We start from the raw sequence: 14,079 nt of genomic DNA on the forward strand, positions 1-14,079 counted from the left end.
GTGTTACAGCAGCATTCAGAGGTACTGAGGGTATCCCTCGATACCTCTGAATCGAGCGGACTCGAAGAGCTGCGCCGCAGAGCGAGGACCTGAAAAGGACAGGGGTTGGAAGTGGAGCCCAGGGGCGTGGTGCTGGCCCTTCAATGGAACTGGAAACCGCTGTCAGTTGCTGTTGCCGCTGCCGTCCGGTGAGGGACTCAGGAGGGCCGGGTCCTGCGGGGCGGGCGTGCCCGAGCCCAGCAGGGCGCGCAGTTCCTCGATCACGGCGCGTTCCTTGTCGTTCACCTGTTCGCCGCCGATGCCCAGGAACCCGCCTTCCTTCGCGGCCCCCGCGGTCCGCTCGGCGACGTTGAGGAGCATGGCGCGGTACGCGGCGGCGTCCTCGGGGCTGGTCTTGGCGGCGACCACCCACGCGGCCTGCCGCACGCCCTCGAGGCTCTGCTCGCGGGCCTCGTCCATGCTGCGGGCGCGGTCCTGATGCGGCATGGCCTGCGGGTCGGGCGCGGTCCCCAGCAGGTCGGCCGCCATGGCCTCCAGCAGCGGCGTGCGGGTCTGGGCGCTGACGCTCTCGCGGACTGCCTGCCCGATGGCCTGCGCCTCGGCGACCAGGCCGGTCAGGCCGCTGGGGCTGGCGGCCACGACCGCCGCGCCCGCCCGACCGGGGCCGGTCATGACCTTGAACCACTCGTCTGCCGTGAAGTTGTCCTTGATGCTCATGCGTTCAGGGTACGCGCCGCGCCCGGAGCGCGTGTTCGGGGTTCATTCACGCTCGGGCAGGGCACTCAGGTCGAACTGCACCCGCTCGGTGTCCTCGCGCATGCTGACCGGGTCGGCGTCCAGGCCGTGCGAGCCGAACATCCCGCCCGCCGCGCCGCTCGCGCCCAGCGGGTCGTGGCTGCGCTCGTCGGGCGGCACCAGGGGCTTCATGCGCAGGGCCAGCACGATCAGGACGGTGGGCAGCACGATGAAGATCAGGAATGCACTCACGAAACCTCCGGCGCACTCCGGTTCAGGGGAGGCGTGACCTCATGCTGTCACGGCGCGCCCCCGCTCCGCTGCCGGAAACCGGGCGCGCCGGGGGGTGATTCAGGCGTCGCTGGGGGGCACGCGCCAGCCGGTCCGGGTGGCCCATTCCTGAGCACCCGCGACGATCAGGTCCATGACGGGGTCCTTCACGGCGTAGTAGGCGTCCACGTCACGCGGGTGCAGCCGGGCGAGCTGCACCTTCACCTCGCCGTACGCGGCGGCGGCGGCCGGGGCGGCGCGCAGGAAGTCGCGCATCAGCAGCGGGTAGCGGTGATTGAAGCGGCCCACCTCGCGCACGTGTAGGTGGACCTGCCCGGCGCGGCTGGCGTAGGCCTTGCGCAGCTCGGCGCCGGGCAGGGTCAGGCCGGGGGGCAGGTGGTCGGCGGTGACGGCGGGGCGGGGTTCATAGCCCAGCGCGGCCAGGGTTTGCAACAGGGCCGGGGCGGCGTTCAGGTCGCTCAGGCCGATCTGGAGGTCGATCACGTCCTTGGCGCTCAGGCCGGGCACGGCGGTCGAGCCGATGTGGTGAAGCTGCGCGTCGGCGGGCAGGGCCGCGCGGATGGGGTGGGCCAGGGCGTGAAAACGTGCCGCCCAGGTGGGATCGGGCGGCACGACCGTGATGACCTTCGACATGGCGCTTGGCGGAGTGGCCGGGGTCAGCAGGGGGCCGGTTCGGGGTGCGGCGCGGCGGGGGCGTGCAGGTGGGTCTTGGCCCAGCCGTCGATGGCGTCGATGACGCTCTGGAGTTCCAGTCCAGCCGGGGTGAGGCTGTAGACGCTGCGGGCGAGTTTGCCGTGGCTGTCCTCGGTGCGTTTGTTGATCAGCGAGAGGGTTTCGAGTTGCTCGAGGCGCTGCGTGAGGGTGGCGCTGTTGCAGCCGCCGACGGCGCGCGCGAGTTCGTTAAACCCCTTCTCGCCGTTCAGCAGGGCGCGGACGATGTGCAGCACCCATTTCTCCTGCAACACCCCGATGGCCCGGTAGACCGGGCAGAAACCAGCGTGTTCAGTGCTCATGGGACAAGTCTACACGGCGGGACTGACCAAATCATGACGGAAGACACATCGCTTGACAATTCAAAGCAGTTGACCTAACCTCTCGGCATGACCGCGACCACCACCAAAGCCCTGAACGTCAAAGACGCCATCGAAACCCGCCGCAGCATCCGCAAGTTCGTCCAGGAACCCATGAACCAGGACGACCTGCACGAGATCCTGCGCCTCGCCAGCCTGGCCCCCAGCGCCTGGAACGCCCAGACCTGGCGCTTCGCCGTCGTGCAGGACCCCGCCATCAAGCAGCAGATCCAGGACGCCGCCTACGGCCAGGGTCAGGTCACGGGCGCCCCCGCCGTCATCGTCGTGTACAGCGACATGGAAGACACCCTCGCCACCGTCGAGGAAACCGCGCACCCCGGCATGGGCGAAGCCGGCCGCACCGGCCAGCGCACCACCTTCGACGGCGTCTTCGGCGGCCAGCCCGTCGCCCAGCGCGGCCAGTGGGGCCTCAGCCAGGCCAACATCGCCTTCGGCTTCCTGATGCTCGCCGCCCGCGGCCTCGGCTACGACACCGTACCCATGCTCGGCTTCGACCCCGCCAAGGTCAAGGAAATCCTCGGCCTGCCCGAGCACGTCCAGTTCGCCGGCCTGCTCCCCGTCGGCCAGCGCGCCGAAGAGGGCTTCCCCCACCACCGCCACAACGTCGAGCGCATCACCAAGTTCTACTGATCCACCACCGGTGTCGGGCCCGCGCGCGCGGGCACACCGGACTTCAGGCCGCCCCCACCGGGGCGGTTTTTTCACATTCCCCCTGTCCCCTCACCGGTACTGCACCCGGCGCGCCGCGCGGGCTGATATTCCACAGACAGGGAAAGCCCTACAATGTGGAGCGCATGAAAAACAACCTTCTCCTGATCGGCGCGGCGCTGAGCCTCAGCAGCTGCTCCATGATCCTGGGCCCCTCCACCGTCGACGTCACCGTCATCGGCGTCAACGACTTCCACGGCAACCTGCTGCCCACCAGCTTCCGCGTGCCCGACCCCGCCGACCGCACCAAGACCCTGACCGTCCAGGCCGGCGGCGCCGAAGCCATCGGCGGCATCCTCGCCGAGGCCCGCAAGGCCAACCCCAACACCGTCTTCGTGGGCGTGGGCGACATGACCGGCGCCAGCCCCCTGATCAGCGGCCTGCTGCGCGACGAACCCACCATCCTCGCCCTGAACGGCCTGGGCATGGCCGTCAACGTCGTCGGCAACCACGAATTCGACTACGGATTCGCCGAACTGATGCGCTACCAGAAGGGCGGCTGCAACAGCAACGACGCCACCAAGGCCTGCAAGTTCAACAACACCTTCGAAGGCGCCAAGTTCCCCTACATCGCCGCGAACGTCCTCGACGAGACGACCGGCAAGCCCGTCCTGCCCGCCTACAAGATCGTGCAGGTCGGCAAGGCCAAGATCGCCTTCGTCGGCGCCGTCCTGAAAGACACCCCCACCGTCGTCACGCCCGCCGGCGTCGCCGGACTGAAATTCGAGGATGAGGTGAAGAGCATCAACGCCGCCATCCCCGCCATCAAACGCATGGGCGCCGACGCCATCGTCGCCCTCGTCCACCAGGGCGGCACCAGCCGCGACGCCTTCGACGTCGTGGACTGCAAGACCCTCACCGGCCCCATCGTGGACGTCGCCAGGGGCCTCGACCCGGCCATCAGCGCCATCATGACCGGCCACACCCACCGCGGCTACAACTGCCTGGTGCCCGGCCCCGACGGCAAGGACCGCGTCGTCATCCAGGGCGACGCCCTGGGCCACCTGCTGCAGCGCCTCGACATGACCGTCGACACCCGCACCAACCGCGTCACCGCCATCCGCGCCAGCAACGTCGTTGTGGACGCCGCCAAGGCCCCCAAGGACGCCGCCATGACCGCCCTGGTGAACCAGGCCAAGACCCTCACCGACCCCATCGCCAAGACCGTGATCGCCACGCTGGGCGTCGAGCAGATCAGCCGCACCGCCACGCCCAACGGCGAGAGCCCCCTGGGCCGCGTCATCGCCGACAGCCAGCTGGCCGCCGCCGCACCCGCCGCGAAGGGCGGCGCCGTCATCGCGTTCATGAACCCAGGCGGCATCCGCGCCGACCTGCCCGTGAACGTCCCCAACGCCAGCAAACAGGTCACGTACGGAGACGCGTTCACCGTGCAGCCCTTCGGGAACATCCTGACCGTCATCACCCTGACCGGCGCGCAGATCAAGGAAGCCCTCGAGCAGCAGTTCGACAACCCCTCCGCCGGCAGCAACCGCATCCTGCAGGTCAGCAGGGGCTTCACGTACACCTGGGACAACGCCAAACCCAAGGGCGAGAAGGTCAGCGACATCACACTGAACGGCCAGGCCATCGACCCCGCCGCCAGCTACCGCGTCGTCGTGAACAACTTCCTCGCCGACGGCGGCGACGGCTTCACCGCCTTCGCCAAGGGTACCAGCCGCCTGGGCGGCGACCTGGACATTGACGCCTTCCGCGCGTTCCTGACCAGCGGCACCGTCACCCCCGACACCACCGAGCGCGTCAAGCGCCTGAACTGATACGGATTCCGGTTGAACGGTTTGCATAAACTGTTCAACCTGAGCGGATGCGACTCGTAGAGCTGCGGAGCAGAGAAGGAGCAAAGCGGGTTCCGGGCGTGGAGTTGGCAATCCGGTGAAGTTCCGGGTTGTCAACGAAACAGACGGAATCCGTATGAACCCAGCCGCAGGATGACTGGAGGCCGCTCACGTGCGGCCTCTGTTTCATTGCGGCCGGCTCACGCCTCCTGCACCCCGCTGCCCCCGACGCGCCACTCGCGGGTGGCGACCCGCTCCAGCAGCCGCCGGTCGTGGCTGGCAAGCAGCACCGTGCCTGGAAAGTCCAGCAGCAGCGCTTCGAGCGCCTCGATGGCCCGCACGTCGAGATGATTGGTGGGTTCGTCCAGCAGCAGTACCTGTGAGCGCGTGACCCGCAGCCGTGCGAGGCTCAGGCGGGTGCGCTGCCCGCCGGACAGCCCGGACACGGGGAAGGCCGGGCCGCCCGGCACCTCCAGCGCCGCCGCGACCTCGTGCAGCTGATGCGGCGTCAGCAGGGGATTGGCGTCCAGCAGCGCCTCGCCCACCGTGCCCAGCCCGTGCAGTTCCTCGCCGTGCTGCCCGATCAGGCTGACGGCCAGCCCCGCGCCCCACGTGACCGACCCCGCGTGCGGCAACCCGCCCAGCAGGGCGCGCAGCAGCGTACTCTTGCCCCCGCCGTTCGGGCCAGTCAGGGCCACCCGGTCGCCCCGGCGCACGTACAGGGTCACGCCGGACAGCACCACCTCCGATTCCCGAACCACGCCCAGGTCACGGACGGTCAGGACCTCCAGCGGTCCCGGTGGTACGGGCGGCAGCGTCAGCCGCAGCGTCCGCGCGTCCCGGAACGGCTTCTCCGGTGCCTGGGTGTCCATCCGTTCGATCTGCCGCTTCATGGCCCGCGCGCGGTTCGAGAACAGCACCTGCGCCCGCCCCGCCTTGTGCGACGACAGGAACTTGTCGTTGTCCCGCGCCCGCGAGCGGTTCTCCTCGACGCTGCCCCGGCTGCTCAGGCGGCGGCGTTCCTCGTCCAGCGCCGCGCGCCTGCGGCGGTACGCCTCGAAATCACGGACCTTCGCCTCGCGGAGCGTTGCCTTCAGCACCATCGCTTCCGAGTAGGTGCCGGGGTACACGCTCAGCGATCCGCGTTCCAGTTCCGCCACGCCGGTCGCCACCTCATCCAGGAACGCCCGGTCGTGACTCGCCAGCACGAACGCCGCATCCGACGCCCGGATCCAGTCGCGCAGCCACGCCGCACCCTCCGCATCCAGGTGGTTGGTCGGTTCGTCCAGCAGATACACGTCCGCCGGGGCCAGCAGCAGCGCCGCCAGCAGCACCCGCCGCGCCTGCCCGCCCGACAGGCGGTCCGCCCGCGCCCCGGCATCCAGACCCAGCTCCGCCAGCACCGCCGCCGCGCGCCCCGCGAAGTCGTAGCCGCCCGCGAGCCGATAGGCCTCCTCGGCGTCCGCGAAGGCCAGCAGCGCCGCCTCCGACCCGTCCGAGAGCGCCGCCGAGGCCGCGTCGAACGCCAGCTGAGCCTCCGTCAGTGCCGGGGGCGTGACCGCCTCCAGCACCGATCCACCGACTGACCCCGCCTGCGCCAGCAGCGCCACACGGCCCGAGCGCGTCACTACGCCCGCATCCGGCGCGTCCAGCCCCGCCAGCACGCGCAGCAGCGTGCTCTTGCCACTGCCATTCTCTCCGACCAGCGCCAGCCGCTCTCCGGCCCCCACGGTCAGCTCCACACCCGAAAACAACACGCGGTCCGCGAACGACCGCGCGACCCCACTCAACATCAGCATTTGATCCCCCTGACGGGACAGGCCAGCCCACACGCGGCAGGCGGCAACTCGGAACACGGCAGTCAGGGGTTACAGACGCAAGACAGGGGAGTCCTTTGAGTGAACGGAGGGGCAAACGACCGGGCAACCCCGGTGGTCAGGGCTGACCGTACCACTCGCCGCGAGATGAACGCATGCGCCGGGTGGCGTAGCGACCCCTCACCCCAGGGCAGAGGTCGGTTGGTCCGCTCATACGGATTCCGTTTGTTTCGCTGACAGATCGGAACACCACCGATCTGCCAGCTCCACGTCCGGAACCCGTTTTTCTCCTACTCGCATCCGCTCGGATTGAACGGGATTTGCAGCCCATTCAATCGGAGTCCGTATCACTCCTCGGCGGGCACCTCGGGGAAGCGCGACAGGGGGAAGGTGTCCACGTTCGCGCTGCGCTGCTGCACCAGCACCCCACCGTCCACGACCACGAACTGCCCCGTCACGTACGCCGCGTCGTCTGACGTGAGGAACGCCGCCGCGCCCGTCAGGTCCTCGGCGGTGCCGTAACGGCCCAGCGGCACGGTCTTCTCCCGCTGCGCCAGATCCTCACCTTCCAGCCCGTACGTGTTGATGAACCCCGGCGTGATCCCGTTCACGCGCACCCCGTACGGGGCCATGTCCAGCGCCAGCGCCCGCGTGAACGCCTCCACGCCGCCCTTCGCCGCGTCGTATGACGTGAAGCCCCGGTGCGAGCGGGTCGCGCCGCCACTCGACACATTCAGGATCACGCCGCGCCGCCGCGCCGCCATGCCCCGCGCCGCCCGGTGACTGCACAGGAACACGCTTTTGAGGTTCACGCGCAGGAACAGGTCCCACCACGCCTCGTCCGCGTCCAGGAAGTGCCGCTGATCACTCGTCAGCGCCGCGTTGTTCACGAGCACGTCCACCGGCCCCAGTTCTGCCTCGGTCGCCGCGAAGATCGCCTCCACGCCGTCGGCCACGCTCACATCCCCCGGCACGCTCAACGCCCGCGCGCCCGCCCCCGTCAGGGTGCCTGCGACCGCCTGCGCCGCCGCCGCGTTCACGTCGTTCACCGCGACCCGCGCCCCCTCCGCCGCATACCGGTGCGCCAGCGCCGCGCCGATCCCACCCCCCGCCCCCGTGATGAGCACCGTCTTCCCCGTGAACCGCTGCAAAGTCGTCATGACGCACAGGGTACGGCAGGGGAGACGGCATGAGCTCTGGGCTGTGAGCGAAAGAAAAGGCCGGAGCGTGTGCCCCGGCGTTCTTTCTCACAGCTCAAAGCTCAAAGCCCACCGCCCCTTCACTCCCGTCTACGGAACGCCAGTGCTGCCAGGAAGATGGCGGTGTTCACGAGGACGATGGTCGCGCCGGGGGCGGTGTCCTGGTAGTAGCTGAGGTACAGCCCGGTCACGCCGCCGACGGTGCCGAGCGCGGCGGCGAGGAGCATCATCTTCTTGAGGCTGCGGGCCAGGAGGCGCGCGGCGGCGCTGGACGTGATGAGCAGGCTGACGCTGAGGGTCGTCCCGACGAGCTGCACGGTGAGGACGACGACGAGGCCGATCAGGATCAGCAGCAGGCTCTCCAGGCGGCGCACGGGGAGGCCCACGGCGCGCGCCTCGGTGGGGTCGAAGGACGCGAGCAGCAGTTCCTTCTGGATGGCGGTCAGGATGCCGCCGACGACGACGGTGACGGCCAGTGCGCCCCACAGGTCGGCGGGCGTGACGCCGAGGGGGTTGCCGATCAGGAAGTTGCTGAGGTCGGTGGTGAAGGTCGGGGCGCGCGACAGCATGACGATGCCCAGCGCGAACATGCCGACGAACACGATGCCGATGGCGCTGTCCTGCTTCAGGCCGCTGCGCCGCCCGATCGCGCCGATGCCGAGTGCGGTGAGGACGGCGGCGATGAGCGCCCCGACGAGCAGGTTGCCCTGCATGAGGAACGCGCCGACGATGCCGGGGAACACGGCGTGACTCATGGCGTCCCCGATGTAACTCAGGCCGCGCAGCACGACCCACGCGCCGACGAGGGCGCACAGGACGCTGACGAGCACCACGGCCAGCAGGGCGCGGGTGAAGAAGTCGAATTGCAGGGGGTCGGTCAGCAGGTGCAAGGGAGTCCTCGAAGGCGCGGGAAGGTGGTCAGGCCGGGTGTGTCATCCATCATCTTTCAACCATCACCTGTCGACCTCACGCCTCGGCGTGCGTGTGTCCCAGGAAGCTGGTGCTGAACGTCGCCTCGATGTTCTGCGTGGTGTACACCTGTTCGGGCGTGCCGTCCGCGATCACGCGGCGGTTGACGAGCACGAGGTGGTCGCACCAGCGCCGCGCCTGTTCGAGGTCGTGCGTGACCATCACGACCGCTCGGCCCTTGTCCGCCTGTCTTCGCAGGAGGCCCATCAGGGTTTCCTGCGTGGCGGCGTCCACGCCGGTCAGGGGTTCGTCCAGCAGCAGCAGGTGCCCCTGGCGGGCCAGCATGCGGGCCAGCAGCACCCGCTGCCGCTGCCCGCCGGACAGCGCGCCGATGTGCCGCCCGCGCAGGTCGAACACCCCAGTTTCCTTCAGGGCGTCCTCCACGATCTGCCGGTCCTTCCGGCTGGGCCAGCGCAGCCAGCCCAGGCGACCCGTGCGGCCCATCATGGCGACGTCCCAGACGGTCACGGGGAAGCCCCAGTCGAGCGTCTGCTGCTGCGGCACGTAACTGATGCAGCCGCGCGCCGTGTGCCCCGGATCGAAGCGCACCGCGCCTTCCGGGTCGGGCAGCAGGCCCACCAGGGTTTTCAGGAGGGTGCTCTTGCCCGCGCCGTTCGGGCCGATGATCGCGCTGAACGACCCCGCCTCGAAGCGCACGCTGGCGTGCTCCAGCGCCGTCTGCGGGCCGTATCTCACTGTCAGGTTCTCGACGCCCAGCATCAGACCAGCATACCTCCCCGCGCGGTGATGTTGCGAGCGCAGAATCAAAAGCGGAAGCGGGTGGAGGTAGGCCGTGCCCCTCCACCCGCCTCTCCTGGCGACGGTTAGCCCTTCAGGGCTTTCACCATGATGTCCACGTTCGTCCGGAACGCCTTGAGGTACGTCTCGCCGCCGCTGCCTTTGGGGCCGAGAGCGTCGGTGTACAGCGGGGGGGCGATGCGCGCGCCGGTCTCGCGGGCGAGCGTCTGGGCGAGGCGGGCGTTGACGGTGTTCTCCGTGAAGATCACCTTCGCCCCGGCTTTTTTCATGGTCTGGGTCAGGGTGGCGAGTTCGCGGGCGCTGGGTTCCCGTTCGGTGCTCAGGCCCGGAATGACGGCCCCGATCAGGCGCAGTCCGTACCGTTCGGCGAGGTAGTGCAGGCTGTCGTGGTTCGTCACGAGCACACGCCGCGCGGCGGGGACCGTGGCGAACTGTTTCTTCGCGTAGGCGTCGGCGGCGCTGATGGCTTTCAGGTGCGCGGCGGCGTTCTTCGCGTAGGTGGCCTTCCCGGCGGGGTCGAGGCGGGTCAGGGTGGCCTGGGCGTTTTTCACGTACCCGGCGGCCAGGGTGGCGTCCCACCACGCGTGCGGGTCGAGCGGGCCGTGGTCGTCGTGCTCGTCATGCCCGGCCTCCGCGTGGTTCTCGCCTTCATCGGCGGCATGGAGTTTCAGCCCCGCCGTGAGTTCCTGCACGGGTACCTTGGGCGCGCTGGCCTTCAGTTTGGGCAGCCAGGGTTCCAGGCCCGCGCCGTTCGCGAACAGGGTGCGGCTGCGGGCGAGGTCGCGGATGGCGCCGGTGCTGGGCTGGAAGGTGTGGGTGTCCCCGCCGGGCGGCACGATGACGTTCACGCTGACGCGGGTGCCGCCGACGGCTTTCACGAAGTCCGCGATGATCGTGGTGGTGGCGCTGACCTGCAGAGGAGCGGCCTGCGCCGTGGGCGCGGCGCACGCGGCGAGCAGCAGCGCGGGCAGGAGGAGGTGGGGGCGCTTCACAGCAGTTCGATGCCCTGGTACGGGCCGCGGCTGAGGGTGCGCAGGGCGTTGGCGCTGAGCCACACGGTCTTCGTGACGCCGCCCTCGCGGATGGCGCGTTTGTGGAGGTTGGCGCGCTGCACGCGTCTGGTCACGCCCGTGACCTTGCGGCCCACGCCGCCCTGCGCGCGGGCCTTGCCGCGCCGGGTGACGCTGTTCACCACGAGGTTCTTCTTGCCGGTCAGGTAGCACTCACGACTCATATTGATTTCTCCTTATCACAAATGGGGGTGGGGGGAAGGTTCACCGGCGCACGTTCCGCGTGTGCTGTCAGGCGCCCAGAGCGCGGGTCAGCAGTTGATCCAGCGCGTCCGGGTCGAGGTCGTGCCCGATGAACACCAGTTCGCTGAACGCCTCGTCTGGGCTCAGCCACTCGCCCGCCGTTTCCAGGGCCAGCTGCCGTCCGGTGTGGTTCCAGAGGGTCGCCACGCCATTGCCCAGGTTCACCCACCCCTTGGAGCGGATCACGTTGCGCGGCAGGCCCAGTGTCAGCGCCTCGTTCAGGCGGTCCGGGTCGAAGGGCCGCTCGCTGCGGAAGATGTGGGTGCCCAGACCGTACGTCTCGGATTCCGGGGTGTGTTCCTTTTCCAGTTCGGCCATCCACGCGTCGAGCTGGCTGGAGTGGTCGAAGTCGAACAGGCCGGTGTTCAGCAGCTCGGTGGCGGGCAGGACGCCGCGCGTGGCTTCCAGCACGCGGGCGCGGGGGTTGGTGATGCGGATCAGGTCGCGCAGTTGCCGCACGTCGTCGGGTTCTGCGAGGTCGAGTTTGTTCAGTACGACGATATCCGCGAATTCCAGCTGCTCGGCCAGCAGTTCCCCGAAGCCACGTTCGAAATCGTCGCCGGGGATGGTGTCCTGACGGTTCCACAGCGGGAAGAACTGCGCGCTGTCCACAACGGTGATCATGGCGTCCACGTGCACGCGGCCCAGCAGGTTGGGAATGGGCGCCTGACCGTCTTCCGGTTCGATCTCCAGTTCCTCGGGCGTCAGGCAGAAGCTCTGCGCGATGGGCAGAGGCTCGCCGATGCCGGTGGATTCGATCAGGATGGCGTCTAGGTCACGCGTGGCCAGCAGGTCGTTCACGGCGTGCAGCAGGTCGCCTCGCAGCGTGCAGCAGATACAGCCGTTGCTGAGTTCGATGGTCTGCTCGTCGGTCTTCACGACGAGGCTGGCGTCGATGTTCACGGCGCCGAACTCGTTGACGATGACGGCCACACGTTGGCCGTCCGTCTGGGTCAGCAGGTGGTTGAGGAGGGTGGTCTTCCCGGCGCCGAGGAAGCCGCACAGGACGGTGATGGGAACGGAACGTGACTCAGGAGTGGACATAGCCTGATAACGATATTCTATTATCAATAATATGGCAAGGTTCCACACCCTTAGACGCTGCCCGCTGACCGCCCAGTTCTGGTTCCTGGGTCTCGACGCCCGCCAGGGCGACCTGACCCTGCGCGGCTTTCGCAAGACCCCCACCCCGCACGGCAGCAGCCTCTACACCCTGGACGGCCTCAGCCTGCACTCCGCCGGCCTGACCCTGCTGCTGCCCGGCGGGCCGCTGCACTTCAACCGCCGCACCCAGACCTTCACGCGCGGTGGCCGCACCGTGCCCGCCACCCAGGGGCGCCTGCACCTGCGCGCCGCCCTGCACGCCCACGAGGCCTGGATTGCCGACCGCCACGGCGCCGTGTACCGCGAGGGGCTCGTGGCGGGGCACCGCCCACCCCGCCCGGTGATGGGTGCGCTGGAGCCCTGGCGCATGTACGTGCAGGGGGCGCTGGCTGGGCAGACGGGGAGCCGTGGGCGGCACGATCACCCGGGTCGGCACCTGCTGACGTCACCATTCATGCTTTAAAAAGTAAAGTGTGCGTGGCTGACCATCCTCAAACGTGCCCGGTGGTACGCTTCACCCATGACGGGCAACACCCAGAACTACGACGTGGTCATCGTCGGCGGCGGCCCCGCCGGCCTCACCGCCGCCATCTACACCGGACGCGCCGAACTCAGCACCCTGATCCTCGAAAAGGGCCTCCCCGGCGGGCAGATCGCCCAGACCGAGGAAGTCGAGAACTACCCCGGCTTCCCCGAACCCATCAGCGGCATGGAACTCGCCAGCCGCATGCAGCAGCAGGCCGAGAAGTTCGGCGGGAAGATCGAGATGGACGAGGTGCAGAGCATCACCCGCACGGACGACGACCGTGAACACGCCTATCCCTTCACCGTCACCGGCTACAGCGGCACCTACCGCGCCAAAGCCGTGATCCTCGCCACCGGCGCGAACCCCAAGCGCCTGGGCGTGCCCGGTGAGGAGGCCTTCTGGGGCCGTGGGGTCAGCACCTGCGCCACCTGCGACGGCTTCTTCTACCGCGGCAAGCGGGTCGTCGTGGTGGGCGGCGGGGACGCCGCCGTCGAGGAGGGCCTGTTCCTGACCAAGTTCGCCGACGAGGTCACCCTGATCCACCGCCGCGACACCCTGCGCGCCAACAAGGTCGCGCAGGCCCGCGCGTTCGCGAACCCCAAGATGAAATTCATCTGGGACACCGCCGTCGAGGAGATCAAGGGTGACGACGCCGTCAGCGGCGTCCGCCTGAAGAACCTCAAGACCGGCGAGGAGAGCGAGATGGAGACTGACGGCGTGTTCATCTTCATCGGTCACACCCCCAACACCGAGTTCGTGCAGGACACCGTCAAGCTCCGCCCCGACGGGTACGTGGACGTCACGGACGAGATCTACACCAGTGTGCCCATGCTGTTCGCCGCCGGGGACGTCAGCGACTACATCTACCGCCAGCTGGGCACGTCGGTCGGCGCCGGGACCCGCGCCGCCATGAGCGCCGAACGCGCCCTGGCCGCCCTGGAACTCGAAACCGAAACCGCCGCCGACTGACACGGACTCCGATTGAATGGCTTGCAAAGCCGTTCAATCCGAGCGGATGCGAGTGGGAAACAAACGGAATCCGTATGAGCCCCACGCCTCACCGGCCATTAAGAACACTTCAGCGTGACAGCGGGACGTCCGGGCAGCACCGGCACGTCCCGCTCGCTTATGCTCAGCGCATGCCGCGCCGTTCCCTCCTCGCCCGCATCCGCCGCAAGGCGCGCGGGTACGCCGCCAAGGCCCGCCGCCTGCTGCGCAGCGTGAACGCCGAGGACGCCCACCCCGACGACCCCTGGGCGCAATCGCACCTGACGCCCGAGGAAGCCCGCGTGTACCTCGCCATGGACCCCCGTGACCGCGAACACGCCTGCCGCGTCACCCGGCACCTGCTGCGTGACCACCCCCACGCCGACCCACAACTGATCGCCGCCGCGCTGCTGCACGACTGCGGCAAGAGCCTGCGCCCCTACTTCCTGTGGGAACGCGTGCTGGTCGGCCTGATCCCCAACCGCCTGTCCCGCGTGCTGCCGCCCGTGGGCGCCATCGGCATCCGCGCGCACCACCCGGAACTCGGCGCGAGGCTCCTCGCGCACGCGGGCGCGCGGCCCCGCGTAGCCCGCCTGGTCGCCCGGCACCACCACCCCGGCGGGGACCCCGACGCGCTGCTCCTGCACGTCTACGACGACCAGGAGTAGGCACTGCGGAATTCAGCGGGATTGAGGGGGTCCCTGCATCCCTCCCAATCGAGCAGAGCGAGCACCCGGGGAAGCCGCACCTGGAGGTGCAACAGGGGCATGCTGTCGGCTGCTCACTG

General features: G+C 69.1%; 16 protein-coding genes. 5 read left to right on the plus strand and 11 right to left on the minus strand.

Annotated features, from left to right (window positions below):
• Nucleotides 1–162 precede the first annotated feature (162 nt).
• The 4 genes from IEY69_RS00535 to IEY69_RS00550 form a co-directional block, all read right to left on the minus strand.
• Nucleotides 163–717, minus strand: a complete 555-nt coding sequence (locus IEY69_RS00535; RefSeq protein ID WP_189071226.1) for a hypothetical protein — start codon at nucleotides 715–717, stop codon at nucleotides 163–165.
• Nucleotides 718–759: 42 nt separating this feature from the next.
• Nucleotides 760–987: a hypothetical protein gene (locus IEY69_RS00540; protein ID WP_189071227.1), complete on the minus strand. Its 228-nt coding sequence runs from the start codon at nucleotides 985–987 to the stop codon at nucleotides 760–762.
• Between the two features lie 99 nt (nucleotides 988–1,086).
• Nucleotides 1,087–1,659: a GrpB family protein gene (locus IEY69_RS00545; RefSeq protein WP_189071228.1), complete on the minus strand. Its 573-nt coding sequence runs from the start codon at nucleotides 1,657–1,659 to the stop codon at nucleotides 1,087–1,089.
• A 23-nt stretch (nucleotides 1,660–1,682) separates the two neighbouring features.
• On the minus strand, nucleotides 1,683–2,039 hold the full coding sequence (locus IEY69_RS00550) for a winged helix-turn-helix transcriptional regulator (protein WP_189071229.1): 357 nt from the start codon (nucleotides 2,037–2,039) through the stop codon (nucleotides 1,683–1,685).
• 87 nt (nucleotides 2,040–2,126) lie between these two features.
• Between IEY69_RS00550 and IEY69_RS00555 the strand changes: the two genes are divergently transcribed.
• Both IEY69_RS00555 and IEY69_RS00560 read left to right on the plus strand, forming a co-directional pair.
• Nucleotides 2,127–2,747 (plus strand): nitroreductase family protein, encoded by a 621-nt coding sequence (locus IEY69_RS00555; protein ID WP_189071230.1) that lies wholly within the window; start codon nucleotides 2,127–2,129, stop codon nucleotides 2,745–2,747.
• A 164-nt stretch (nucleotides 2,748–2,911) separates the two neighbouring features.
• A complete protein-coding gene (locus tag IEY69_RS00560; RefSeq protein WP_189071231.1) occupies nucleotides 2,912–4,600 on the plus strand; it encodes a bifunctional metallophosphatase/5'-nucleotidase in 1,689 nt (562 codons plus the stop codon).
• A gap of 218 nt (nucleotides 4,601–4,818) precedes the next feature.
• Here the strand turns inward: IEY69_RS00560 and IEY69_RS00565 are convergent, their stop codons facing one another.
• From IEY69_RS00565 to IEY69_RS00595, 7 genes are all read right to left on the minus strand, one after another.
• On the minus strand, nucleotides 4,819–6,417 hold the full coding sequence (locus IEY69_RS00565; RefSeq protein ID WP_189071232.1) for an ABC-F family ATP-binding cassette domain-containing protein: 1,599 nt from the start codon (nucleotides 6,415–6,417) through the stop codon (nucleotides 4,819–4,821).
• Nucleotides 6,418–6,782: 365 nt separating this feature from the next.
• Nucleotides 6,783–7,595, minus strand: a complete 813-nt coding sequence (locus IEY69_RS00570; RefSeq protein ID WP_189071233.1) for an SDR family NAD(P)-dependent oxidoreductase — start codon at nucleotides 7,593–7,595, stop codon at nucleotides 6,783–6,785.
• 119 nt (nucleotides 7,596–7,714) lie between these two features.
• The gene (mntB, locus tag IEY69_RS00575; RefSeq protein WP_189071234.1) at nucleotides 7,715–8,524 is read right to left on the minus strand and encodes a manganese ABC transporter permease MntB; all 810 of its coding nucleotides are present in this window, start codon (nucleotides 8,522–8,524) and stop codon (nucleotides 7,715–7,717) included.
• A gap of 76 nt (nucleotides 8,525–8,600) precedes the next feature.
• Nucleotides 8,601–9,323 (minus strand): manganese ABC transporter ATP-binding protein MntA, encoded by a 723-nt coding sequence (gene mntA, locus IEY69_RS00580; RefSeq protein ID WP_189071235.1) that lies wholly within the window; start codon nucleotides 9,321–9,323, stop codon nucleotides 8,601–8,603.
• Nucleotides 9,324–9,427: 104 nt separating this feature from the next.
• On the minus strand, nucleotides 9,428–10,354 hold the full coding sequence (gene mntC / locus IEY69_RS00585; protein WP_229783518.1) for a manganese ABC transporter substrate-binding protein MntC: 927 nt from the start codon (nucleotides 10,352–10,354) through the stop codon (nucleotides 9,428–9,430).
• A complete protein-coding gene (gene rpmB, locus IEY69_RS00590) occupies nucleotides 10,351–10,596 on the minus strand; it encodes a 50S ribosomal protein L28 (RefSeq protein ID WP_110830972.1) in 246 nt (81 codons plus the stop codon). The genes mntC and rpmB overlap by 4 nt, the downstream gene beginning before the upstream one ends.
• Before the next feature lie 67 nt (nucleotides 10,597–10,663).
• Nucleotides 10,664–11,719 carry a CobW family GTP-binding protein gene (locus IEY69_RS00595; protein ID WP_189071236.1) on the minus strand — a complete coding sequence of 352 codons (1,056 nt, stop codon included), beginning with the start codon at nucleotides 11,717–11,719 and terminating at the stop codon, nucleotides 10,664–10,666.
• Nucleotides 11,720–11,750: 31 nt separating this feature from the next.
• On the opposite strand from IEY69_RS00595, the gene IEY69_RS00600 reads away from it, so the two are divergent.
• The 3 genes from IEY69_RS00600 to IEY69_RS00610 all read left to right on the plus strand — a co-directional run bounded on the left by IEY69_RS00600 (nucleotide 11,751) and on the right by IEY69_RS00610 (nucleotide 13,960).
• Nucleotides 11,751–12,242 carry a hypothetical protein gene (locus tag IEY69_RS00600; protein WP_189071237.1) on the plus strand — a complete coding sequence of 164 codons (492 nt, stop codon included), beginning with the start codon at nucleotides 11,751–11,753 and terminating at the stop codon, nucleotides 12,240–12,242.
• Nucleotides 12,243–12,299: 57 nt separating this feature from the next.
• Nucleotides 12,300–13,274: a thioredoxin-disulfide reductase gene (gene trxB, locus IEY69_RS00605; RefSeq protein ID WP_189071238.1), complete on the plus strand. Its 975-nt coding sequence runs from the start codon at nucleotides 12,300–12,302 to the stop codon at nucleotides 13,272–13,274.
• A gap of 170 nt (nucleotides 13,275–13,444) precedes the next feature.
• Nucleotides 13,445–13,960 carry an HD domain-containing protein gene (locus tag IEY69_RS00610; RefSeq protein ID WP_189071239.1) on the plus strand — a complete coding sequence of 172 codons (516 nt, stop codon included), beginning with the start codon at nucleotides 13,445–13,447 and terminating at the stop codon, nucleotides 13,958–13,960.
• The last annotated feature ends 119 nt before the right edge of the window (nucleotides 13,961–14,079 follow it).

The organism is Deinococcus sedimenti, from assembly GCF_014648135.1.
Classification (GTDB): Bacteria; Deinococcota; Deinococci; order Deinococcales; family Deinococcaceae; genus Deinococcus; species Deinococcus sedimenti.

What these genes read in the sequence shown, in the direction of transcription:
- IEY69_RS00535 (WP_189071226.1), bottom strand. Translation starts at nt 717, where the DNA reads ATGAGCATCAAGGACAACTTCACGGCAGACGAGTGGTTCAAGGTCATG.
- IEY69_RS00545 (WP_189071228.1), bottom strand. Translation starts at nt 1,659, where the DNA reads ATGTCGAAGGTCATCACGGTCGTGCCGCCCGATCCCACCTGGGCGGCA.
- IEY69_RS00550 (WP_189071229.1), bottom strand. Translation starts at nt 2,039, where the DNA reads ATGAGCACTGAACACGCTGGTTTCTGCCCGGTCTACCGGGCCATCGGG.
- IEY69_RS00555 (WP_189071230.1), top strand. Translation starts at nt 2,127, where the DNA reads ATGACCGCGACCACCACCAAAGCCCTGAACGTCAAAGACGCCATCGAA.
- IEY69_RS00560 (WP_189071231.1), top strand. Translation starts at nt 2,912, where the DNA reads ATGAAAAACAACCTTCTCCTGATCGGCGCGGCGCTGAGCCTCAGCAGC.
- IEY69_RS00565 (WP_189071232.1), bottom strand. Translation starts at nt 6,417, where the DNA reads ATGCTGATGTTGAGTGGGGTCGCGCGGTCGTTCGCGGACCGCGTGTTG.
- IEY69_RS00570 (WP_189071233.1), bottom strand. Translation starts at nt 7,595, where the DNA reads ATGACGACTTTGCAGCGGTTCACGGGGAAGACGGTGCTCATCACGGGG.
- mntA (WP_189071235.1), bottom strand. Translation starts at nt 9,323, where the DNA reads ATGCTGGGCGTCGAGAACCTGACAGTGAGATACGGCCCGCAGACGGCG.
- rpmB (WP_110830972.1), bottom strand. Translation starts at nt 10,596, where the DNA reads ATGAGTCGTGAGTGCTACCTGACCGGCAAGAAGAACCTCGTGGTGAAC.
- IEY69_RS00595 (WP_189071236.1), bottom strand. Translation starts at nt 11,719, where the DNA reads ATGTCCACTCCTGAGTCACGTTCCGTTCCCATCACCGTCCTGTGCGGC.
- IEY69_RS00600 (WP_189071237.1), top strand. Translation starts at nt 11,751, where the DNA reads ATGGCAAGGTTCCACACCCTTAGACGCTGCCCGCTGACCGCCCAGTTC.
- trxB (WP_189071238.1), top strand. Translation starts at nt 12,300, where the DNA reads ATGACGGGCAACACCCAGAACTACGACGTGGTCATCGTCGGCGGCGGC.
- IEY69_RS00610 (WP_189071239.1), top strand. Translation starts at nt 13,445, where the DNA reads ATGCCGCGCCGTTCCCTCCTCGCCCGCATCCGCCGCAAGGCGCGCGGG.